Origin of the sequence: Melghirimyces thermohalophilus (assembly GCF_900102685.1) — a bacterium.
Taxonomy (GTDB): Bacteria; Bacillota; Bacilli; order Thermoactinomycetales; family DSM-45169; genus Melghirimyces; species Melghirimyces thermohalophilus.
In genome coordinates this window covers 13,787-37,182 of the sequence record NZ_FMZA01000019.1, presented here as the reverse complement: position 1 = coordinate 37,182, position 23,396 = coordinate 13,787, and the positions used below count along the sequence as shown (strand labels likewise).

Annotated in this window: 24 protein-coding genes; all 24 read right to left on the bottom strand. The window is 54.0% G+C overall.

Translation table 11 applies throughout. The features are described 5' to 3' along the window. Positions 1-33 precede the first annotated feature (33 nt). Complete coding sequence (locus BLP91_RS13390; protein ID WP_091572086.1) at positions 34-312, bottom strand: RNA-binding S4 domain-containing protein; 279 nt, start codon at positions 310-312, stop codon at positions 34-36. 2 nt (positions 313-314) lie between these two features. Next, positions 315-644: an HU family DNA-binding protein gene (locus BLP91_RS13385; protein ID WP_425412230.1), complete on the bottom strand. Its 330-nt coding sequence runs from the start codon at positions 642-644 to the stop codon at positions 315-317. Positions 645-770: 126 nt separating this feature from the next. Then, entirely contained in the window at positions 771-2,264 is a 1,494-nt protein-coding gene (yabN, locus tag BLP91_RS13380; protein WP_091572082.1) for a bifunctional methyltransferase/pyrophosphohydrolase YabN, read from the bottom strand. Between the two features lie 14 nt (positions 2,265-2,278). Beyond that, positions 2,279-3,913, bottom strand: coding sequence for a putative polysaccharide biosynthesis protein (locus BLP91_RS13375; RefSeq protein WP_091572080.1), 1,635 nt, complete (start codon positions 3,911-3,913; stop codon positions 2,279-2,281). Between the two features lie 137 nt (positions 3,914-4,050). Next, the gene (gene spoVT / locus BLP91_RS13370) at positions 4,051-4,593 is read right to left on the bottom strand and encodes a stage V sporulation protein T (protein WP_091572077.1); all 543 of its coding nucleotides are present in this window, start codon (positions 4,591-4,593) and stop codon (positions 4,051-4,053) included. A gap of 343 nt (positions 4,594-4,936) precedes the next feature. Continuing rightward, positions 4,937-5,977, bottom strand: coding sequence for a peptidylprolyl isomerase (locus tag BLP91_RS13365; protein ID WP_176757984.1), 1,041 nt, complete (start codon positions 5,975-5,977; stop codon positions 4,937-4,939). Further along, positions 5,964-9,506, bottom strand: coding sequence for a transcription-repair coupling factor (mfd, locus tag BLP91_RS13360; RefSeq protein ID WP_091572074.1), 3,543 nt, complete (start codon positions 9,504-9,506; stop codon positions 5,964-5,966). Before mfd ends, BLP91_RS13365 begins: the two co-directional genes overlap by 14 nt. A gap of 160 nt (positions 9,507-9,666) precedes the next feature. Next, positions 9,667-9,897, bottom strand: coding sequence for an anti-sigma-F factor Fin family protein (locus tag BLP91_RS13355; RefSeq protein WP_091572071.1), 231 nt, complete (start codon positions 9,895-9,897; stop codon positions 9,667-9,669). A gap of 115 nt (positions 9,898-10,012) precedes the next feature. After that, complete coding sequence (gene pth, locus BLP91_RS13350; protein ID WP_091572069.1) at positions 10,013-10,573, bottom strand: aminoacyl-tRNA hydrolase; 561 nt, start codon at positions 10,571-10,573, stop codon at positions 10,013-10,015. 82 nt (positions 10,574-10,655) lie between these two features. Then, positions 10,656-11,303: a 50S ribosomal protein L25/general stress protein Ctc gene (locus tag BLP91_RS13345; protein ID WP_091572067.1), complete on the bottom strand. Its 648-nt coding sequence runs from the start codon at positions 11,301-11,303 to the stop codon at positions 10,656-10,658. A gap of 91 nt (positions 11,304-11,394) precedes the next feature. Then, positions 11,395-12,345: a ribose-phosphate diphosphokinase gene (locus BLP91_RS13340; RefSeq protein WP_091572063.1), complete on the bottom strand. Its 951-nt coding sequence runs from the start codon at positions 12,343-12,345 to the stop codon at positions 11,395-11,397. 38 nt (positions 12,346-12,383) lie between these two features. Next, positions 12,384-13,757 carry a bifunctional UDP-N-acetylglucosamine diphosphorylase/glucosamine-1-phosphate N-acetyltransferase GlmU gene (gene glmU / locus BLP91_RS13335; RefSeq protein ID WP_091572060.1) on the bottom strand — a complete coding sequence of 458 codons (1,374 nt, stop codon included), beginning with the start codon at positions 13,755-13,757 and terminating at the stop codon, positions 12,384-12,386. Between the two features lie 241 nt (positions 13,758-13,998). Beyond that, positions 13,999-14,292 carry a septation regulator SpoVG gene (gene spoVG / locus BLP91_RS13330; protein ID WP_091572058.1) on the bottom strand — a complete coding sequence of 98 codons (294 nt, stop codon included), beginning with the start codon at positions 14,290-14,292 and terminating at the stop codon, positions 13,999-14,001. Between the two features lie 105 nt (positions 14,293-14,397). Continuing rightward, positions 14,398-14,772 (bottom strand): RidA family protein, encoded by a 375-nt coding sequence (locus BLP91_RS13325; RefSeq protein WP_091572055.1) that lies wholly within the window; start codon positions 14,770-14,772, stop codon positions 14,398-14,400. Continuing rightward, positions 14,750-15,607 carry a pur operon repressor gene (gene purR / locus BLP91_RS13320; protein ID WP_091572053.1) on the bottom strand — a complete coding sequence of 286 codons (858 nt, stop codon included), beginning with the start codon at positions 15,605-15,607 and terminating at the stop codon, positions 14,750-14,752. Before purR ends, BLP91_RS13325 begins: the two co-directional genes overlap by 23 nt. A 58-nt stretch (positions 15,608-15,665) precedes the next feature. After that, a complete protein-coding gene (ispE, locus tag BLP91_RS13315) occupies positions 15,666-16,547 on the bottom strand; it encodes a 4-(cytidine 5'-diphospho)-2-C-methyl-D-erythritol kinase (protein ID WP_091572050.1) in 882 nt (293 codons plus the stop codon). 173 nt (positions 16,548-16,720) lie between these two features. Beyond that, positions 16,721-16,873, bottom strand: a complete 153-nt coding sequence (locus BLP91_RS13310; protein ID WP_091572047.1) for a small, acid-soluble spore protein, alpha/beta type — start codon at positions 16,871-16,873, stop codon at positions 16,721-16,723. 510 nt (positions 16,874-17,383) lie between these two features. Then, positions 17,384-17,662: a biofilm formation stimulator Veg gene (gene veg / locus BLP91_RS13305; RefSeq protein ID WP_091572045.1), complete on the bottom strand. Its 279-nt coding sequence runs from the start codon at positions 17,660-17,662 to the stop codon at positions 17,384-17,386. A gap of 151 nt (positions 17,663-17,813) precedes the next feature. Then, positions 17,814-18,287, bottom strand: coding sequence for a ribonuclease H-like YkuK family protein (locus BLP91_RS13300; RefSeq protein ID WP_091572042.1), 474 nt, complete (start codon positions 18,285-18,287; stop codon positions 17,814-17,816). Positions 18,288-18,357: 70 nt separating this feature from the next. Continuing rightward, positions 18,358-19,248, bottom strand: a complete 891-nt coding sequence (gene rsmA / locus BLP91_RS13295) for a 16S rRNA (adenine(1518)-N(6)/adenine(1519)-N(6))-dimethyltransferase RsmA (RefSeq protein ID WP_091572040.1) — start codon at positions 19,246-19,248, stop codon at positions 18,358-18,360. Continuing rightward, entirely contained in the window at positions 19,232-19,819 is a 588-nt protein-coding gene (gene rnmV, locus BLP91_RS13290) for a ribonuclease M5 (RefSeq protein ID WP_091572037.1), read from the bottom strand. Before rnmV ends, rsmA begins: the two co-directional genes overlap by 17 nt. After that, positions 19,816-20,595, bottom strand: a complete 780-nt coding sequence (locus BLP91_RS13285; RefSeq protein WP_091572034.1) for a TatD family hydrolase — start codon at positions 20,593-20,595, stop codon at positions 19,816-19,818. Before BLP91_RS13285 ends, rnmV begins: the two co-directional genes overlap by 4 nt. A 51-nt stretch (positions 20,596-20,646) precedes the next feature. Beyond that, positions 20,647-21,180: a signal peptidase I gene (lepB, locus tag BLP91_RS13280; RefSeq protein ID WP_245662273.1), complete on the bottom strand. Its 534-nt coding sequence runs from the start codon at positions 21,178-21,180 to the stop codon at positions 20,647-20,649. 158 nt (positions 21,181-21,338) lie between these two features. Then, positions 21,339-23,318, bottom strand: coding sequence for a methionine--tRNA ligase (gene metG, locus BLP91_RS13275; protein WP_091572032.1), 1,980 nt, complete (start codon positions 23,316-23,318; stop codon positions 21,339-21,341). Positions 23,319-23,396 lie beyond the last annotated feature (78 nt).

Sequence of the window (23,396 nt, the reverse complement as noted above, 5' to 3'; positions counted from 1 at the left end):
CAGAGGACAAGGTTTAGAACCGACGACTCCCATTTAGGAGCCGGTGTGGCCCGCATCATCCGGTGAAGATGGTTCCAGCATTGTGTACAACTCACCCGCTTCGGATTTGCGGGTGGTTTCTTTGAGCGAATCCACCCGAACGCGAAGACGGCGATTGCCGAAGCGAATCAGCACCTCATCGTTTACCGCCAATACCGTGCCGGCTTTCGCCGGGCGGCCATTCACTTCCACCCGCCCTTGGTCACAAACTTCTTTGGCCAGTGTACGCCGTTTGACGAGGCGGGAGGCCTTCAAAAATTTATCCAGGCGCATGTTTACTTAACTGCTTCTTTCAGCTTGCTGCCCGCTTTAAAGGCAGGAACCGTGGACTCAGGAATCTGGATGGTGGCGCCTGTTTGCGGATTGCGACCGCTGCGGCCGGAACGTTTGCGGGTTTCAAAGGTGCCGAAGCCGATCAGCTGAACTTTTTCACCGGATCCCAGCGCATCGGTTACTTCGTCGAGAAATCCGTTGACCACTAATTCCACATCTTTTTTAGTCAATCCGCTTTTTCGGGCGATGTTGCCGATCAGATCATTCTTATTCATGGAAAAACCTCCTTCACAGTCCGTTGTGGGATATACTTTCTGGGCAAAAGAGAAAATTCCTCCTGCAGATCCAATCTTTCCTCAGAAGTTAACCGACATCACACCTCCGCTCCACTTCGCCCACGGTGCCTTGGGGTCATCTTGAAATGGATATTTTAACATAACGCTTCAAGCAGAGCCATGCTACTCCTTCGATTCCCCTTTAAAAGCATTCCCATCCCACTCTTCTTCTTTAGCCGCATCCCACCAGCGGTCCAACTGTTCCAGGGGAAAGGACTCCACTTTCCCGCCTGCTTTCCGGGCAGCCTCCTCCACCTTGTGGAAACGGCGGACAAACTTGTGGCAAGCAGCCAACAGCGCCTGCTCCGGATCCACATCGTAAAACCGGGCCAGGGCGACGGCGGAAAACAATAGATCTCCTACTTCCCCTTCCCGTTCCTCCGGGGAAGCCGCCATTAACTCCACCAGTTCCTCTTCCAATTTGTTGAGGACCCCGTCGGCTTCTTTCCAATCAAAGCCGACCTTGGCCGCCTTTTTTTGCAGCTTGTGCGCTCGTTTAAGCGCCGGGAAAGTGGAGGGAATCCCCTCCAGCAGCGACTGGCGGGCCTCTCCCTTTGCCGCTCGCTCCCGCTTCTTAATCTCTTCCCACTTGGCCTTCACCTGAGACGAGTCTTCCGCCGATTCATCGCCAAAAACATGGGGATGCCGGCGCACCAGCTTGTCCGCCAGGTTTTGTACTACGTCCCGAAGATCGAAGTCTCCGGTCTCGGAAGCGATCTGCGCGTGGAGAAGAACCTGGAGCAACACATCCCCCAGCTCATCGGCCATCGATTCCCGATCTCCCTCGGCCACCGCTTCGAGGAACTCATAAGCCTCCTCCAACAGATACGGGCGCAGGCTTTCGTGGGTTTGTTTCCGGTCCCAGGGACACCCGTCGGGAGCGCGGAGTCGGGCCACAATCGCCGCCAATGTGGAAAATTGCCGGTGGAGCACAGCTGCATCTTGAGCAGGGGGCACGTAGACGGTACTCAGATTGCCGTATCGCTCCTCCCGATCCAGCTCAAACAGCGATACCTCGGACACTTGTTCCATTCCGGCCACTCCTGCCGCCGTCACTACAGTGACGGGGAAATCATCAGGATAGACCTCCATCAGGGTCAACTTCACCTCCGAGGCGATCATCCGATCATACACCTGGGCGATCAATTGGTGAAAGCGGGGGTTGAGTTGATCCGCTTGCAACGCGGTCCCGTCCAAAAGTTGAAATCCTTCCACCGGATCCACTCCGAGACAGGCAAACACAGGATCCAGGAAACTGCTCCCTCCCTTCACCTCTACCGTGACGCCGTGATCGTCCCCCTCCCGCAGCAGGATGCCGACGACCTCCTCCGCCACCACCGGATGTCCAGGAACAGCATACACCGGGTCCTTTCCCTCTAACGCCAGGGCGAGGAGGCCATCGGCGATCTCCCGATACACCGAGGGGAAGTCTCCATGCTTTTCGTACACCGCGTCAAAGGTTCGATAGCCCACACCTTCCTCGGCCAACTGGTCGACGACAGGATGCTTCTCTGTGCGGAGCCAAAGCGTCTTCGCTCGGGTCAACAGGCGGTAAACTCCCAGCGGCAGACTCTCCTCATCCCCGTAACCCAGGCCGACCACAGTGATCTTTCCCAAGGAAATCGCCTCCTTCAGTCTTTAAGCAGCCGGAGCTTCTCAAGCAAGGGAATCAACCGGGCCCCCACTTTGGGAACCCGCTCCAGATCTCCGCGGCGGAGCACACCGAAAAGCAAAAGCGCCATTCCGTACACCACCGCTCCCGCCAGGACGCCGCTCAGGGAGGTGGCGCTCATGGCGGCGCGCTGACTCCAATCCAACGTCCACCACGTCATCCCTTGTACGGTGAGCCAAACCGCCGCTCCCATCAACAGGGCTGCTGCGACCAAGGGCCCTTTCGTGGATCCGAGTCGGAAAAGGAAACCGACGCGTTTTTTGAGCGCCAACAGATTCAATGCCGCCGCCGCCGCGTAGCCGAACACGGTAGCTAGCGCAGCTCCCCGGATATCCCACTGGGGAATCAGGATCAGATTGCCTAACAATTTTACCCCGACCCCGATCAGCAGGTTTCGGGCCGGCAAAACCACGTGGCCCAACCCCTGGAGAATCCCCGAAGAGGTCATGGCCAGGGTGGAAAACAAGGCGGTAACTGCCAGGATAGCCAGGGCCTCCGAACCGGCGGCATCTCGATACAACATGATGTTAGTGGGCTGTGCCACCAGTGCCAGCCCCAGGGAGGCCGGTACCCCCATCAGCAGGGTGAGACGGAGGGCGAGAGACGAACGCAAGCCGATACTCCCTTCGTCGCCTCGAGTTTGCGCTTCTGCCACCGCTGGAACGATGGAGAGGGAGAGCGCAGTGGCAAAAAAGGAGGCAAACTGGATCAAAGGCTGCCCCCGGTCAAAAACGCCCTTCGCCTCCACCGCCCGATCCTTGGACCAACCCCCTGCTTCCAAGAGATTGGCTACAGTAAAGGAATCAGCTAAGGAGAAGAGGGGCAGGATCAAGGCCCCCAGTGAAATGGGAATCGACAGCAACACCAGCTGCCGCACCAGCTGACCGAGAGCTTCCCGGTCACGGAAACGGTTCGGTCGCTCAGCTTCTTTCACCAACAGCTGTTGCTGCTTTCGGTTCCGCCCCCAATAAAAAAGCAGAACAGCCAGTCCCGCCGCGGCTCCTGTAAACGCGCCAAACACCGCGCCGGATCCGGCGTAGATCACACCGGCTCCCGACGACATAAACCACCAAGCCAAGGTGAGAATGGTCACCACCCGAACTCCCTGCTCCACTACCTGGGAGACAGCCGTCGGCGTCATATTTTGATGCCCTTGAAAATAACCCCGAATGGCCGACATAACGGGTACCACCAACAGGGCAGTGGAAACCGCTCGGATCGGCAGCGTCAACAGCTCCCGACTGCCCATCCACGTCGCCACCGTCGGCGCTCCGCTGTAAAGGAGCAAAAATAAGAGGATGCCCGAGGCGGACAGAATCACCGATGTGACCCGAAACACCCTTCGGGCCCCCTCTTCATCGCCCCGGGTCAGCCGTTCCGACACCAGCTTGGAAATAGCGATGGGAAAACCAGCGGTGGCCACTGTCAGCAGGGTACTGTACAAAGGGTATACCTGTTGATAAACAAACATTCCTTCATTTCCGGTGATGTTTTGGTAGGGGATTTTATAAACCGCGCCTAGCAGCTTCGTGATAAAAGCAGCCACTGCCAGGATGGCCGCTCCTTTCATAAATGATTGTTTCCCCGGAGCCATCGTAATCCCCTTTCCTTATTTGCGAACACATCCTCCAGTATACACTTCCTGCCGGGGGTTTGCACAATGGCAGACAGAAAAAAGCAGGCTCCCAAACCGCCTGCTTTTCCACGGTGATTCTTCGCTTTTATCTCCCATCACTGTTCCATCTGTTTGCCTAAAAAGGAAGCGGCGATCGACGCCATTTTCATTTCCAACTCACCCATCCGCTCCCCATCCTTTTTGGAGAGGAGGATGACGGCCCCGATGGGGTCACCACCAGCATTAATGGGAACAATGATGTAAGATTCATAAGTCTCCGGTGCATCTTGAATCAGTTCCGCCCGGACGGAGGAGGTTTCCTGATGGGGTTTGCGCTGATCCATACACGTCTCCACGATGCCGCCTACCGGCTTTTCCATATAATCTTTCTTGGAGGCGCCGGCGACAGCGATCACTGAATCCCGATCGCAGATAAGCGTCACCGCATGCAAGTTTTCGAATAAAGACTCTGCATACTCCTGGGCGAAATCACCTAATTCCCCAATCGGGGAGTATTTTTTTAAAATCACTTCTCCATCACGATCAACGAAAATTTCCAGCGGGTCTCCCTCTCGAATACGAAGGGTACGGCGTATCTCCTTGGGAATTACGACCCGTCCGAGATCGTCGATCCGACGTACGATACCGGTTGCTTTCATGGGTCTGGTTGCCTCTCTTTCACGATGATTTTTTCCGATCGATCAGGCCGCTTCTCTTCCCTCTGTTTACTGTTGGTTACGCCCCTAGTATTCATTCATTTCCAGTTTATTATGCGAAGCACATCAAACGAATAAGAAAGCAGAGGAATAGGTCCTCTGCTTTTTTGACTCCTTTTTCCCTTTAAAAGGTGCTAAGTCCCCTTCCACCAGTTAAATGGCCAGCCCTAAGGGTGTCCACCTGCTCGGTTCAACCTTCTTGAAGGCAATGGATATATAAAAACGCCTATCCTAAGCAGGATAGGCGCAGAAGTCATTTCCGTTATTGATCCAGGGTCCGGATGATTTACTTCTCTTTCTCATCGTTCTCCTTATCCCCGGGGATGTCCATCTTTTTCACCTTAACTTCTTCTTTAATGAAATCCTGGTACATCTTTTGGATTTCTTCCTGTTTCATCTGCTCCTTCACCTTGTCGAAGGGCTGCTTTTTCCGTTCATTCACTTTGAGCACATGATAACCGAACTCCGTTTTGATGGGATCGCTGATTTTCTTCAGAGGAAGGGTTTTGGCTGCCTTACCAAATTCGGGCGCCCATTGATCGGGGGTCCCCTCTATTTTTCCGCCCTTATCCTTGGAGCCCGGATCGTCGGAATACTTCTTGGCCACATCGGAAAATTTCTTGCCTTCCTCCAGCTGTTTCTTCACCTTCTCCGCCAGGGCTTTCGCTTCTTTATCGGAGCGTTTTTTCTTCTTGCCTTCAGGATCCTCCTGAGTAGAGATCAGCACATGCTGAAGATCGATGGTGTAGAAGTCTTCCGAGTCCTCATATTTCTTCTTCAGATCGCTTTCCTTCACTTTATTCTCAAAGTAGGCGGATACCTTGTTGTTGTTGATGAGGAACGTTTTCAGATCGGACTCGGTAATGCCGTTTTCCTTCAAAAGACTGTCCATATCCTGCTGTTTCGTTTCTTTTTCCTTACCTTGCGGCATATTCTTCAGCTGTTCCTCAAATTGTTTCAGGGACTTATCCGCCTCTTTTGTGTACTTCTCATCATCCTTTACCCGTTTCACGATCATCTGTTCCGCGATGTACTGCTCCACGATCTTCTTTTTCGCCTCCGGCGAATTGACGAGAGCTGCCATCTGCGGCTGAAAAAAACGGAAAATGTTCAGGTAAAGGTTGAGTTCCCCTTCAGTCACTTTGCCGCCATCATACTCCGCTACCACTTTTTTACTATCCGTGGGCAGCGGTTTTGCTTGTCCATTCGGATTCGTCGAATCCTTCGCGTTGCCGTCCTCCCCACCGGATCCACAACCGGCCACCAGAAGGGAGATCGCTGTCAGCGCGCTCAGCAACGTCAGCAATCGCTTTTTAATGGGCTGCATCTGGAAGTGCTCCTTTCGTTTTGGGAACCGCTTCATATTGTATCAGAAATTGTTCCACCATTTCCAGCCCTTTCGCTATCGGAATTCCCTTTAATCGGAAAGTGACACCGATCCGTTCACCGGAGGAGAGGCGGACACGACCGGGAAAATTTTGAGCGATGCGGAAAAGTTGCTGCCCGTCGACCGTTTCATTTTGGTCCGGGTGCAAGCGGATATGGATCTCCGACTGTTGCTGCTTGATCTCCTCGATCCCATAGCGAATAGCGTACGCCCGCAAACGAGCGATGCGGAGCAGGTTTTGTACCGGTTGCGGGAGATCGCCGAAGCGGTCTTCGATCTCCTCGTCCAAATCTTTTGCTTCCTCCAAGGTGTTGACGGCGCGAATTTTTTTGTAAATCTCGATTTTCTGCTTCTCGTCCTGGATATAGTCGGAGGGGATGTAGGCGTCTACGTCCAATTCGATCACCGGATCAAAAGCGGTTTCTTCTTCCTTTCCACCCTGTTGTTCCTTGATCGCTTCCTTCAACATCTGGGTATACAGCTCAAATCCGACCGAAGCGATATGTCCATGCTGTTCCGCTCCCAGCAGGTTGCCGGCCCCGCGGATGGCCAAATCCCGCATGGCGATTTTAAATCCGGAGCCCAGCTCGGTAAACTCCTTGATTGCCTGCAGCCTTTTTTCGGCTGTCTCCGACAACACCTTGTCCCTTTGGTAAGTGAAATAGGCATAAGCAATCCGGTTGGACCGGCCCACCCGGCCCCGCAGCTGGTACAACTGGGACAAGCCCATCTTGTCCGCATCGTGGATGATCAGCGTGTTGACGTTAGGGATGTCCACTCCGGTTTCGATGATGGTGGTACTGACCAACACATCATACTCACCATCCAGAAAATCGAGCATCACTTTTTCCAGTTCGGTTTCCGCCATCTGCCCGTGGGCGACAGCAATCCGGGCATCAGGAATCAGCATCCGGATCTGGTCCGCCTTTTTGTCGATATCATGAACCTGGTTATATAGAAAGTAAACCTGCCCGCCCCGGGCCATCTCCCGTTCGATCGCTTCCCGGACGAGGGCAGCGGAGTATTCCAAAACATAGGTTTGCACAGGAAAGCGGTTTTCCGGCGGTGTTTCGATCACCGACAAGTCCCGAACCCCCATCATCGACATATGGAGGGTGCGCGGAATCGGAGTCGCTGTCAGGGTGAGCACATCGACATTGCTCTTCAGTTGCTTGATCTTTTCTTTGTGTTTCACCCCAAAACGCTGCTCCTCGTCGACGATCAACAGGCCCAGATCTTTAAAGCGGATATCTTTGGACAACAGGCGATGGGTACCGATAACAATATCGACGGTGCCGTCCTCCACCCCTTTGATGGTTTCCCGTTGCTGTTTGCGGGTACGAAAACGGGACAAAACATGAATCTCCACCGGGAAGTCGGCAAAGCGCTCCCGGAAGGTTTCGTAATGCTGCTGGGCCAGGATGGTGGTGGGAACCAGCACCGCTACCTGCTTTCCATCCATGGCTGCCTTAAAGGCAGCCCGGATGGCCACCTCCGTCTTGCCGTAACCCACATCCCCGCATAACAGACGGTCCATGGACTGGGTTTTCTCCATATCCCCTTTGATCTCCTCGATGGAGCGGAGCTGATCGGAGGTCTCCTCATAGGGAAACAGCGCTTCAAACTCCCGTTGGTAAGGAGTGTCAGGGGAGAAAGCATATCCTTTGCTCGCCTGCCGCTTGGCGTAGAGCTGGATCAAGTCCGATGCGATATCTTCCACTGAGGAACGGACTTTGTTTTTAACCTTGCTCCACTCACTGCCCCCGAGGCTGTATACTTTCGGCTTCTTTTCCTCACTGCCCAAATATTTCTGCACCTGATCGATCTGCTCGATGGGCACGTACAACTTGTCATTGCCGGCATATTGCACCACCATGTAGTCTTTGTGGATCCCGCCGACATCCAGTGTCTCTGTGCCCTGGTAACGCCCGATGCCGTGGTTGACATGGACCACGTAATCCCCCGGTTTCAGTTCTTGATAATCCTTGATCTTTTCCGCATGATCCAGTTTGGCGGTGCGCCGGGGACGCCGTCGTTTCTGGGTAAATACCTCCCCTTCGGTGATCACTGCCAACCGGGCGCTCCCCATCTCAAACCCGCCGGCGAGGGAAGCGACCCGAATCGCGGGCACACCGGGCACCAGCTTGCCCTCCTCTGTGGACCGCACCACTTCCATACCGTAATCGGAAAGAACCCGTTCCAGCCTTTCTGCACGATCATCAGTGCTGGCCAAAAACAGCACCCGGTATTTGGATTTGACCCAGCGGTCCCACTCGGTTTTCAGTACGTGCATCTGCCCGTGAAACTGCTGCATGCCGCGGCAGATAAACTGGACGATATTTTGAGGCTGAATCCCGCCGACCTGTCTCATAAAGAGGGAAAGGTAAATGCGCTGATGTTCCTGACGTAAAAAGAGTTCGTCATAGGAACGGGAAATCGATAATTGCGGCAGAAATTCCCCCTGTCCCAACAGGGCAGTCTGCCACTCGCTCTCCTCGCTCTCCACCTGGCGGGCCGACTCCTGAATCCGGGCGGGTTCGTCCACCACCCATACCGTGTTGTCAGGCATATAGTCAGCCAGGGTACGACAATCGGGATAGATTTGACTGATATATTTGTAGATTCCGGTGAATGGCGTTCCGGATTTTAACTGCTCCACTTCCCAGGTGATTTTTTCGACCAGCTTTTTCTTTATCTCGGGATCCTTCACCTTGGCTAAACGCTCTTCCAAAAGATGGGCCACCCGATCTCCGGCTTGATACATCGTCTCCGCATCAGCAAACAGCTCTTTGGCCGGAGGAATTTCCACCCGATCCAATTTTTCGAAAGAGCGTTGATCCGTCACGGAGAAAGGACGAATCGAATCCACTTCATCGTCAAACCATTCGATGCGAACCGGGTGTTGAAAAGTAACCGGATACAGGTCCAAGATCCCGCCCCGCAAACTGAACTCGCCAGGTTTTTCCACCATATCGACTCGCTCGTAGCCGATTTTCACCAGTTGCTCCATCAACGGTTCGATGGGGTGTTCCTCACCCACGGTCAATGTCCGATGATTGCCGGCAATCACATAAGGTGGGGGAAATAACTTTCTGAGCCCGGCAAAAGGAACGACAAATACCCCCTGAAAGCCTTTGGAAAGGTGGGACAACACCTGTATCCGCTCTCCGAGAGTCTCGTGTCCGTCCAGGGCGATCTCCGTCGCAACCAATTCGTTGGCGGGGTAAAGCATCACCCGGTCTTTGGGTAATAATTCGTAAAGATCCTCCACCGCTTTTTGCGCCTGATTCAGGTTGTGAGTCACCACCATCACGGGGCGGTTCGACTCCAAGTGGAGGGAAGCTGCGTACAGCATCCGGGCCGACCCCGTCAAACCGGCCACTAATTGTTCCTTCAACCCGTTTTTCAGTGACTCGATGGTAGCTTGAAACTCATCATCCCTGCGAAATAGTTGGACCAGGGTATCCAAATAGGTTCATCCTCCCCTCCTGTATATCGTACACTCCTGCCACCAACATACAAAAAGCAGCCTCAGCTTGGGACAGCTAAGGCTGTATCTCTTTATCTCCTGCAAACCGTCACTGTCCTGACGCCGTCCCCGGTCAGGCCTTCTGTCGACGGCAGGCCACTTACTGAAATGGACGGGTCAATAGGGACAGTTCCGGATTTCTGTTCAGCATTTCCTGGCACGATTCACAAACCACTCGAACGGTTGTTTGACCGTCAGGATCATAGGATATTATATCCTTCCGCTCTTCCGGGGTCAACCAATGGAACCCCAGTTGCATTTCCGTCACTTGATCATCGTCGATGTATCCGATAGCCGCGTCACAATACCGGCAGAGGTACTTTACCGTCATCCTATGCCCCCCGTAAGCAACATATTCGGCTACAGTATCTCCTATTGGAAGGAATCCTATTCCTTTTTGGTTTAGGGGTTAGGGATTCGGAATGGGGGAAAGAATGACCTTTAATCTATCGGTTATAACGGTTCATCACTTCTGCAAAGGGGTGATCGATCCATTCCTGCACCGCCCGGACAGAACGGGTGACCGCTTCGGCGACGGCTTTTTCCTCCGCTCCCTGAAAACGGGACAGGACAAAGTCCGGAATCGGCATCGGCGTCGACGGGCGGCCAATCCCGATTTTGATCCGTTTAAACTCTCGTGTACCCAGGTGGTCAATCACCGATTGCACTCCCCGGTGTCCGCCGGCACTGCCTTTCAACCGCAACCGAATTTTTCCCGGGGGCAGATCGAGATCGTCGTAAACCACCAACAGGTCCTCCCGATCACCTTTTAGCCAGTCCAGAGCCGGGCGGACCGATGCACCTGACAAGTTCATATAGGTTTGGGGTTTCATGAGGATGACCTTCTCACCGCCGGCGTGCCCTTCGCCCACCTGCGCTTTCCACTTTTCTTTGTTGACAGAAATCCCCCAGGATTCCGCCAAACGGTCAATCACCTCAAAGCCGATGTTGTGGCGGGTTCGTTCATATTTTAATCCCGGATTGCCCAAGCCTACGATCAATCTCATGGCGGTCCTCCTCTGACACAGGCAGGGCGCAACGTTTGCGTTGCGCCCTACCCTTTTGCTCTATCTATTTATTCGCTAATCGTTATGATTCTTCCTCTTGATTCTCCTTCGCGCGGTCCTCCGCCTTTCCCGCTTCGGAGGCAGCCTCCGCTTCCTCCTCCGCTTCTTTCTCCTGTTCCACCTGCGGTGGCAAGACGGAGGCGACCACTTCTTCCGAATCCGTTACAATTTCTACATTCTCAGGAACGTTCAGCTGGCCGACCGTAATGGAATCGCCGATATCCAGCTCGCTGATCTCCCCTGTGATCCGTTCCGGAATGTCACCAGGCAGGCAGCGGACGTGGACGGTGCGCAATTGAGTTTGCAAGATGCCATCCATCTTGACCCCTTGTGGCTGCCCTTCCAACTCAACGGCAACTTCGGCTTCAACCATTTCGTTCATCTTAATTTCTTTAAAATCGACGTGGAGAATTTTGTCCTTGATCCGATCCTGCTGAACTTCTCGGACCATCACCTGACGAGACTGCCCGTCGGGATACCGAATCTGATAAACTCCCGACATCCCTTCTCGCTGCAGCGCTTTAATAAGCTCACTGCTCTCCATATGGACCAGCTCATTTTCCATCCCTTTTCCATAAACAACAGCCGGCACGCGTCCTTCCCGGCGCAGCCGGGTCAAGTTTGACCGCGGTTGACTGTCGCGTTTTTCTACAGCGATGGTATAAGCCATGAATTCGGTTCCCCCTTCATTTTATAGAGAGCATCCATTTTTTCCATTCTTACTATGGATTCCCTATACTCATGAAGGCTAAACATGTCCATCAATCAAACAGCTTGCTTACGGAAAGCTCCTTGTGAACGCGGATGATCGCTTCGCCGATCAGGGAGGCGACAGACAAGACGTGCGTCTTGTCCAGCTGTTTTTCCTCCGACAACGGGATCGTATTGGTCACCACCATCTCCTTGATGCTGGATTCGCGAATCCGGTCGATCGCCGGGCCGGAAAAGACCGGGTGGGTACAGCAGGCATATACTTCCTTTGCCCCATAATCCAACAAGGCGTTGGAGGCCAAAGTGATGGTGCCAGCTGTATCGATGATATCGTCAATAATGATACACCGCTTCCCTTTCACATCGCCCACGATATTCATCACTTCCGCCACATTGGGCTCCGGGCGGCGTTTATCGATGATCGCGATGGGGCTTTCCAGGCGTTCGGCCAGCTTCCGCGCGCGAATCACACCGCCATGGTCCGGAGAAACGACGACCACGTCTTCCAAACCTTTGTCCCGGAAGTAGTCGCCCAAAATCGGAACCCCCAACAGATGATCGACAGGGATGTCGAAAAAGCCTTGGATCTGGGTGGCGTGAAGATCCATGCTGATGATACGGTCTGCCCCTGCCGTCTCAATCAGATTGGCCACCAGTTTGGACGTGATCGGATCACGAGCCCGGGTTTTTCGGTCCTGCCGGGCATACCCGTAATAGGGGATCACCACGTTGATCGTCCGTGCAGAGGCCCGCTTGCAGGCGTCCACCATGACCAAAAGTTCCATCAGGTTCTGGTTGACCGGATGACAAGTGGACTGGATGATGTATACATCCGATCCCCGCACACTTTCATCCAGACGCACGTGGATCTCTCCGTCGCTAAACCGACCGACGACGGCTTTGCCGAGGGGCACCCCGATATGTTCAGCAATCTCCCGCGCCAGTTGCGGATTTGAATTACAGCTAAAAACATGCAATCGCCCTTGCGTTTCCGTGGACATCTTTCCCCCAACCCTCCACTTTTAATGAAAAAATAAGTTCAGTCTTGCTTGCGGAGCTTTCGTGCGTACTGTTCTTTGTTGGTTTGCCGTTGTCGAGCGATGGCCAGCGCATCCCCCGGCACATCCTCTGTCACCGTTGATCCAGCCGCCACATACGCTCCGGCTCCGATGGTGACTGGGGCTACCATATTGACATTGCAACCGATAAAGGCTCCATCTTCAATCACGGTCTGGTATTTATTCTGCCCATCATAGTTGACGGTCACCGCTCCACAACCGATATTGACCCCTTCCCCGACACGGGAGTCACCGACATAACCCAGGTGGGAGATTTTGCTTCTGCGCCCCAGCTCGGTCTTTTTCACATCGACAAAGCAGCCTACCTTGCTTTCTTCTCCCAATACCGACCCCGGACGAACATAAGCGTAAGGGCCCACTGTTGCGGCGCGCTCCACCCGACTGTCCTGGATGACAGAGTAACGGATCACCGTGCTCTCCTCAGCCACCACATCAGTCAGTTCGGTCTGGGGACCGATCTCACAATCGGATCCGATTCGCGTCTTTCCCTTTAGGATGGTACCCGGATGCACCACTGTATCCGCACCAATTTCCACACCCTTCTCAATATAGGTGTGGTCCGGATCGACGATGGTGACGCCGTTTAGCATATGTTGTTGCAGAAGACGACGGCGCATCTCCTTTTCCGCCTCGGCCAGTTGAACACGGTTGTTGACCCCTTTGGCTTCACCAGGATCACTGACACTCTGGGCGCTGACCCGATGTCCTTCCGCCTTCAGGATCGTAATCACATCGGGAAGATAATATTCTCCCTGAATATTGTCGTTGTCCACTTTTGAAAGTGCTTTCCATAACAGACGGTTGTCAAAGCAGAAAGTTCCCGTATTCACTTCCCGGACCCGACGTTCCTCTTCCGATGCATCCTTATGCTCCACCACCCGGTCGACGGAGCCGTCCTCCCGGCGGATCACCCGTCCATAGCCTGCCGGGTCCGGCAAAACTGCGGTCAGGATCGTAGCGCCCGCTTGAGATTCCCGATGGTGACGAATCAGATCTTCCAGCGTCTCTTTGGTGAAAAGAGGATGGTCTCCGTTTAGGACCAGGGTCACCCCGTCTTTACCGACCAGCGCCTCCTTTGCCTGCATCACCGCGTGGGCCGTTCCCAACTGTTCCGTCTGGCGGGCGAAGGTGGCCCGGCCCTCGAGGTGATGCTCCACCGCTTCCGCTTCATGTCCCACCACAACGACGCATTCCTGTGTCCCCACATCCGACAGCGTATCGATGATATGGTCAATCATCGGTTGGCCGCAGACCGGGTGCAAAACCTTGTGTGTCTTTGACTTCATGCGGGTACCTTTTCCCGCGGCTAACACGACGGCAAACACATTTTCCATTGAAGTGAAGCCCCCCTGAATTCCCTTGCAAAAAACTCCACATCCGACTATATCCCAAAGATTTTTTCGATGCAACACAGGGCGATTTGTAAGAAAAAACCATACAGAGGGCCCCCTAATCTATATGAAAACAGGGGTCCGTGATCGGACCCCTGTTGTTCTTCATTTCCGGCCTGTCGTGGTTCTCTTCTGCACTTAAAGAGCCCGATGGTAACACGACTTGAACCTCTCGGTCTCCCTGTCAGGAGGCGCTGTCTCCGACCGCCGGGTTGATCTCTCCATCGCCGGCGCGATGGTACTCTTCCAGGACAGCCATCTCCACCTTCTCCCGGGTATCGGGAGAGATCGGATGGGCGATATCCCGAAATTCACCATCCGGCCTGCGTTTGCTCGGCATCGCGACAAACATCCCGTTATTGCCGTCGATCACCCGGATATCATGAACCACAAACTCGCCATCGATCGTGATGGAAGCGATGGCTCGCATCCTGCCTTCACGATTGACCCGGCGCAGGCGAACATCCGTGATTTCCATCCCTCTTCACCACCCATTTCCAGAGATGATGTAATTCACATATTCTAGAAGTGTGGTGAATTTCCTTCATGTTCCCACCAACGTTTTTGGAAATTTTCCATGATTTTATTCAACAATAGCCATCGCTTCGATTTCCACTCGCACGCCTTTCGGCAACTGGGCGACCCCGACACAGGAACGGGCAGGCTGATGCTGACTAAAAAACTCGGCGTAAACCTCATTCACTTTCTGAAAGTCACCCATATCCGTCAGAAAGATGGTCGTTTTGATCACTTGATCCAGACTGCTGCCCGCTGCTTCCAGCACCGCCCTCACATTGTTGAGCACCTGGCGTGTCTCTTCTTCAATCCCACCTTCCACCCGTTCTCCTTCAGGAGAGAGTGGGATTTGACCTGAGGTAAAAAGGATAGAACCTTGGCGGACGGCCTGAGAATAAGGTCCGATCGCTTGCGGCGCTTTATCGGTCTGAATCTTTTCCATGAAGGATTCCTCCCTGTTGCTCCATGTTGAAATTTCCCGGTACCACCCGGATCTTCTTTTCCTTTACATCCACTTCGGCCACTGTTGTCAAGGAGATGTAATCCTCTACTAACCGCTCCTCGACCAGGCTGTCTGTCATCACACCGACGCCCACCACATCCGCGTGAAACTCGTGCAACAGATGGATCATCCCGCGTATCGTTCCGCCCGCCTTCATAAAATCATCGATAATCAAAACCCGGGCCCCTTCCTGCAGGCTGCGCCGGGACAACGAAAGGCTCCCGAGACGTTTGCTCGATCCAGAAACGGTATTGATGGTTACCACGGAGCCCTCAGTAATGCGGTTGTGTTTGCGAACAATCGCTACCGGAACCCCGAGATGGGCGGCTGCAGCATATGCCAGCGGAATGCCTTTGGTTTCCACTGTCACCACTGCATCCGCCCCGCTGCGGGCAAAAACGGAAGCAAAGATGCGCCCCAAGTCCCGAACCAGGGCACTATCCCCCAGGAGATCCGACAGATACAGGTAACCCCCGGGCAGGATGCGCGCCGGATCAGCCAAGCGGCCGCACAGCTGGTCGATCTGATCGCGGGCGGTCGCCGGATCGACTCCGGGAAGAAAGCGGGCTCCCCCTGCAGCCCCGGAGACGGTTTCCAATTCCCCTAATCCCTCCTCCTGACACACCTCCTGGATAATGGCCAAATCCTCACTGATGGAGGATTTGGCCGCCTGGTAACGTTCTGCAAAGGAACTCAGGGTTAACAGGCGGTGAGGATTTTGCATCAATTCCTGGGTCATATGGACCAAGCGCGAACTTCGCTTCCACTTTTTCATGAACATCCTCCGCTAAAATCCGAATGTTATTAGCAAAAATATAGCATTTTATACGTCTTTATTCAAGTCGGTTGGGTTCCCCCAGCCCTCCAAGAATTCGGACCGCGTACACTTGTCGGCAAAAACCACGGAGGCTGTTTACCACCCGCCGGGCGGCATTCTCCTGCTCCACCAGACTGAACACCGTCGGACCGCTGCCGGACATCAGTACACCCGGCGCCCCGAAACGCTGCATCTTCTCTTTCATCAGACGTACCTTTGGATACTGATCCAGCGTCACACTCTCCAGTACATTGGACAGGCCCTGGCAGATACCGTGAAAATCCCCTGCGGCCAGCGCTGCTTCCATCTGTTCCAGCTGGGGGCGTTTCTCTACCTTCTCCTGGCGGAAGGCCCCAAATACTTCTGCTGTCGATACGCCGTGGGGCGGTTTTGCAAGAATCACCCAACAGGGAGGCGGCGGCGGAAGGGGGGTCAGCCGTTCTCCCCGCCCCTGGGCGATCGCTGTCCCGCCTAAAACGCAAAAAGGAACATCGGAACCGAGTTCCACCCCCAACTCCGCCAGTTCCTCCAGGTTAAGCCCCAGTTGCCACAACTGGTTTAAACCTTTCAGGGTGGCGGCCGCGTCGGAACTCCCTCCGGCTAAACCGGCGGCGACGGGGATTTTTTTATCGATCTTAATGTGGACCCCCTTGTTTATATTGAATCGCCCTTTGATCAATTGTGCGGCCCGGTAGGCCAAGTTCCGGTCGTCAAAGGGGACAAAGCCCGAGCTGCTTTCCAGTTGGATTCCTCCGGCCGCCTTTTCCGTGAGATCGATTCGGTCGGCAAGGTCGATGGTGGTCATCACCATCTCCAATTCATGATAGCCATCATCCCGTTTATGTAAGACATCGAGGGTCAGATTGATTTTGGCCGGAGCTTTTATGCTCACATCCATATTTTCGCCCCCTTTCTGACACCTTTTCATTAGTTCAAGACCGCGTTGGCCTATTTATTGTAACATTGCAAACCCCCCCGTAAAAGAAAATACAGCGGGGATTTTCCCCGCCGCTATCCCGCAACCGAATCATTTGTTCTTCCGGAACGAAAGTATTAAAGACAGCCCCAGGGTTATCGGTCTGACATCCGTTCCTCGGCGAGCTCGATCGCCCGTTTCACCATATTTCCGGCGTCGCGGGCTTTGATCCCGCCCCAACCTTCCTGTTGAACCACGTCATAAAAACCCAATTCCTTGGCCAGTTCAACTTTCATGTCTTCCGACATAATACCCCTTCGTGCCACCTGAAATCCTCCCTTTGTTTTCGACTGCGGGCTGCGTTTAGTATTTACCCTCGTCCACCCACCTGATTCCTCCGTCTTAAAGCAATGTGAAAAGCGAGTGGCAGCATTGATCCGAAGCCACTCCAACTGCACCATCAGGCACAAGTCTCATCAGCTCGCTTTGTTCCCGGTCTCGCCATATTTTCCTGCAGAGAAGTATAGACCGTCCAGCCAATCATCCTGCTGCGAAGGGACAAATCCGTCTTGTAAGTAAATGGTGAGTCGCCCGGAAGCGCCCTTGCATGCTGATTCTCCGCAGGGTAGAACAGCGTCCTCACCTTTTGTCGTCAACCCTATCGGTTCGTGGCTCACGGGTGCAAAGACGCTCTTTCAGGTAAACCGCTTCCCTCGCACAAAGACCTGCCATTGATCGCCATGCTTTTAGGGCATCCCCTCCGCAAGGAACATAAAAAAATCCGATCCGTGTGATCGGATTTAAACCCGTATATATTATTAAACATCTTTTACGTATTTGACCGGGACTTGTCCCTCATCTTGGAACACTGTCAATTGTACGGTCTCGGTCAGAATATCGGCGTAGCTGTAAGAGACCCGTTCAAAGGAGTGTTGGTCTTCGTCCAGTTTAACGATGAATACGGAGGGGTATGTCTCCTCTAAAACCCCACTCCGCTCAATGGTTTTGCGACGTCCACTGTTGGCTTTCAAGCGGATTTTCTGTCCGATGTAGCCATCCAAAGTCCGTTTTATTTCAGACAACGCATTCCTACCCATTTTCGCTCGACCACCTCACTCGATACTAATTATAGCACGGTGAGGTCCATTTGTCAAAAAGTGAATTATAGCAGGGGAACAAGCCTTGTGTCAACGGGTTTTCGCCATATGACAATAAAAGTGAAATACTGACAATATTTTAGATGAATATTTATTTGGTAAACCGGTCCGCTACGGAGCTGGCCGCGTAGGCATCCGGTTTAATCTTGGCCGTATATCCCACGGCTGTCACCCAACCCACCACTTCCTGAATCAGCTTCCGCGTCTCCCCTTGTCGGCCCACATCCAAGTGAACCTCCACGGGCAATTCCAAGGATGCCCCTAAAAACCCTTTCTCCTTTAACCGTTCCATCAGGTCTAAGCTGTACTCCGTCTCTTTGTAAATCCGAAATCGGAGATCCAACAGGGGGCGGCTTCGCTTTTTCGAGTAGTAAAACAAAGCCCCTTTACCCACCCGGTGTAATATGATCGCTGTGACAAACAAGGTTTCCTTATGGTTGGTCTGGGAATCGGTCCCGATCACCATTTTGTACACGGCATTCCGATCTTGTTCGATAAAAGCATAAATATCGGATATGATCTGGTCCAGGCTGATGCGCCCGGTACGTGGATGGTAGAACTGCACCCCATTCCCCTCCGAAGTTCCCGACTTCTCCGGGTTGTTAACCTGTGCCGCCGGGGTGGGTTTTCTTATACTATATGAGAACTCCTTCCACTTCATCCAAGCGGTTGGCCAGCCGAGCAAACTCCTCCAGGGAGAGCGTCTCCCCCCGCCGTTGCGGGTCGATCCCAGCCTCCTCCAGCCAACCGATGATCTTTCCTTTTTGCTTTCCGGTAAAAAGCCCGTGGGACAAGGCGTTGGAGAGGGTCTTTCTCCGTTGACCGAAGGCCGCCCGAACCACTGCAAAAAAGAGCGACTCGTTCCGCACACTTACCGCCGGACGCGGCCGGACATCCAGACGGACCACAGCGGAATCCACCCGGGGGCGGGGAACAAACACATGGGCGGGAACCCGAGTCACCCACTGGGTTGTCGTGTAGTAGCGAACCGCCACCGTCAGCGCACCATATGCCTTGCTGCCCGGCTCGGCCATCATTCGTTCAGCCACTTCCTTTTGAATCATGATCACAATTCGATCCAAGGGAAGCTGTTCCTCTAAAAGGCGCATCAAGATCGGCGAGGTGACATAGTAGGGGAGGTTAGCCACCACATGAATCGGGGAACACCCCGCCAACTGTTCCCGGATCAGGCGATGAAAGTCGATCTCCATCGCATCCCCGTGATGGATACCGACGTGGGGCCGATCAGCGAAGAGCTGATTCAGCAAAGGGAGCAATCGCTGATCTAACTCGACTGCAACCACTTTTTTGGCCTCCTGAGCCAGGCGCTCCGTCAGTGCCCCAATTCCGGGTCCAATCTCCAACACGCCGGTATCCCCGCCCATTCCCGCCGCCTCGATCATTCGGTCCAAGACCTGTCGATCGGTTAAAAAGTTTTGTCCGAGACTTTTTTTCAAGTGCAGACCGTGTTCCGCCAGCAGCCGACGCGTCCGTTCCGCAATTCGCTCCTCAGTCATCGCCAACATCCTTTCCCACTCGGGCCAGCGCTTGCTCAAACTCTTCTCTGGTGATACGCAGCAGGTGGAGCCTCCGGAAAAACTGCTTGGCATTGCCGTACCCGATGCCTAGAATTTCAGCCAACTGCTCCCGCAGCTGCCGGGAATCCGGCCTGCCGACCAAGCCCGCCTTCATGTACATTTCCCGGGAAATCCTCATGTGATACGGCGGGGCTTCCTCCCAGCGAGCGGACTGAAGTGCCTGGCGGATCGCCTCGGGAGAAGCGTACTCCACCCCTACCCCTCTTTCGCCGACGGCTTCCTCCCGGGAGACAAAGGCGTGTTTGCAACCAGGCACCGCCTGGGAGACGATGCGTCGAATCCGTTCCCCAGCCCCATCGGGATCGGTCAGAATAATCGCTCCCCGGGAGCGAGCCGCCCGTTCCACCTGAGCAATCACCTCCGGTCCCACCGCCGATCCCCTCGTTTCAATCGTGTCCGCCTCTACCGCCCGGCGGACAGCAGCGGTATCCTTTTGTCCCTCAACCACAATCACTTCTTTAATCCATGTCTGTTTGATCGGCCCCACCTTTTCTGTCATTGGCCGTCCTCGATTTGGAACAGGCGGTTGGCGTTTTGATACGTATGACGAGCCAATTCTTCCAGCGGCATCTCACGCAGTTCCGCAATTTTTTCCGCCACCAGCCGAACATAACCCGTCTCGTTCCGTTTGCCTCGGTTGGGATGGGGAGCCAAATAGGGACAATCCGTCTCCACCAGCAGGCGGTCGATGGGAACTCGCTTAGCGATCTCCTTGGGCTGACGGGCGTTTTTAAAGGTGACGGGGCCACCGAGGCCGATCATGAAGTTCATATCGAGACACTCTTGCGCCATCTCCCAATCTCCGCCGAAACAATGCATCACTCCGCCCACTTCTTCCGCTTTTTCTTCCCGGAGCAGGCGGACCACATCTTCATCAGCTTCCCGGTTATGGATAATGATCGGGAGGTTGAGTTCTCGGGCGAGACGAATCTGCTGTCGAAACACACTCTCTTGAATACCTTTGGGCGATTTGTCCCAATGATAATCCAATCCCATCTCACCCAGAGCTACCACTTTGGGGTGATCCGTCAACTCTTCGATCCAATCCAGATCTTCTTCCGTGCAATCGATAGCATCCACTGGATGCCAGCCCACGGCGGCATAAATAAAGTCGTAGGAGTCCGCCAGTTTCAGGGTATCCTGGATGGTCTCCCGGTCGAAACCGACGTTCAGGATGCGACTAACCCCATACTCTTCCCGGGCTCGCCGAATCACTTCTTCCCGTTCTCCTTCAAATTGACTGTCATTTAAGTGGGCATGGCTGTCAAAAAGCATGGTTTCCCTCCTGTTTCTTGCTTACACACGCGGGCATTCCGCGAAGGGCACCTACCAGAATAGAATCTGAAACGCCTTGGGCGGCGCTACAATCACGTCGGCCCGGCCGACGACTTCAGACTCCCGGATGGCGCCGATATCCCGGCTGTCCCGGCTATTACTTCTATTGTCTCCCAGCACAAACAGATGACCCTCCGGAACGACGGTTTCCGGCATGGTTTGTTTGATCCGAGTACCGGCAAAGGTTTCCCGTTTGATGTAAGGTTCCGCCAAGGTTTTTCCATTACGGATCACGCGACCTCCTTCCACCGCGATCCGGTCTCCCGGTTTACCGATCACCCGTTTGATGTAATCCCGGTTTTCCTTTGTGTGGAAAACGATAATATCCCCGTAATCCGGTTCGGAAACATCGTAAACCAACAAATTGACGATCAACAACTCTTCTCCCTCAAAGGTGGGAGACATGGATTGTCCGTGGACTTCATAAGGAGCGAAAAGGAATACCCGGATGACGAGCATCAGAGACGCGGCTACCATCAACGCCGTCAACCATTCGTTAACGGCGCGCTTCACCCTCTTCCCCAACCAAACCCCCTCCAAACCCTATGCTCTTTTTTCTCCTTCTCCTTTTCGACCCACGAAAACCCAGTCCCTGCCAACCGACACAGGGATTCCACAAAAAACGGGGACTTCTCCAGAAAAATTCAGCAGAAAAAGCCCTCCGCTTGAGGGAGGACTTTAATTTATTTCAGACGTGTTCCCTCAGAAAGCCCATCTGGGACAGTGGAAACAACCACCCGGTCGCCCTCGGTTCCGGCGAGGATCATTCCTTGGGACCGCTCCCCGCGCAGCTTGACAGGTTTCAGGTTGGCGACCACGACCACCTTCTTGCCGATCAGCTCCTCCGGCGAATAATGCTGGGCGATTCCGGAGACCACCTGGCGCTGTTCAAAACCGAGATCCAGCTGGAGTTTTAAGAGGCGGTCGGCCCCCTTTACTTTTTCCGCTTCCAGTACTCGCGCCACTCGGAGATCCACTCTGGAAAAGTCGTCGATGGTGATGGTCTCTTCCAGATCGGTCGGCTGCTCCTTCGCTTCTTCCTTCTGCTTCGGTTGATCGGATTCCCCGGATTCACCGACGGGGGTACCTCCCATCATCCGCACGATGGCCTTGGCTTCCTCCTCCACTTCCAAGCGGGGGAAGAGGGGTTTCCCTTTTTGCACCTTGGTTCCAGCGGGATAAGAGCCGAAACGGTACAAGCTTTCCCAGGACGTAAATTCCCCGTCAGCAAGACCCAACTGCTCCCACATGCGAGCCGGCGTCTTCACCAGGAAGGGTTGAATCATGATGCTGACCATGCGCAGGCTTTCCACCACATGATATAGGACTGAGCCCAGGATCTCCTTTTTCTCCGGATCCTTGGCCAGCTCCCAGGGCATCGTCGCCTCCAGGTAACGGTTGGTGCCCCGCACCAGCTCCCAGATGGAGACCAACGCCACGGAAAAGCGCATCTGGTCCATGGCCGCCTCCACTTTTTGCACCGTCTCTTTGGCCAGTTTCTCCAACTTCTCCTCTTCGCCGGTGGCATGAGGCACCCGCTCTGGAATGACACCCCCGTTATATTTGTTCACCATCTTGAGGGTGCGGTGAAGAAGATTGCCCAAATCATTGGCCAGGTCGGCGTTGGTCCGTTCCACGAATCCTTCCGGTGTAAAGACGCCATCATCGCCGAAGGGCACCTCACGCAACAGATAATAACGCACCGGATCCAACCCGTAACGATCCACCAACGGCACAGGGTCGACTACATTGCCTTTGGACTTAGACATTTTGCCGTCTTTCATCATGAAAAACCCATGACCGAAGATATGTTTGGGCAAGGGTAGATCTAGCGCCATCAGAGTGATCGGCCAGTAAATGGCATGGAAACGGACGATATCTTTACCCACCAGGTGGACATCGGCTGGCCAGTAGGTCTGGTAGCGGGCATCCTCCTCTGTGCCGTAGCCCAGCGCCGAGATGTAGTTGGTCAAGGCGTCGATCCAAACATACATAACATGTTTGGGGTTGCCCGGCACCGGGATTCCCCAGTCAAAGGTGGTGCGGGAGACGGCCAGATCCTCCAGACCCGGTTTGATGAAGTTTTGTACCATCTCGTTTTTCCTGGACTCCGGCTGGATAAAGCCGGGGTTTTCTTCGTAATACTTCAGCAGGCGGTCGGCATATCTGCCCATGCGAAAGAAGTAAGATTCCTCCCGGACCTTCTCCACCGGGCGTCCGCAGTCGGGGCAGTTTCCCTCTTCCAGCTGCCGTTCTGTCCAGAAGGATTCACAGGGCGTGCAATACCAACCCTCATACTCATCCAAATAGATGTCCCCCTGGTCCAGCAGCCTTTGAAACAGCTTCTGAGCCACCTGTTTGTGGCGGTCCTCCGTTGTCCGGATAAAGTCATCATAGGAGATCTCCAGTTTGTCCCACAGATCCCGGATCCCTTGGACGATGCCATCGACAAAAGCCTGCGGCTCTTGCCCTTTTTCTTCCGCACGCCGCTGGATCTTTTGTCCGTGTTCGTCGGTTCCCGTCAAATACATCACATCGTAACCACGCAACCGTTTGTAGCGGGCCATGGCATCCCCCGCCACCGTAGTGTAAGCGTGGCCGATATGCAGTTTGTCATTGGGGTAATAAATCGGTGTGGTGATGTAAAAAGAAGGCTTGGTCACGGCAATCGCTCCTCGTTAAGAGTCTAAGGCCTTTTCCGGAATATTCATCTTGGAAGGGAGACCGTTGTGTATCTCCCA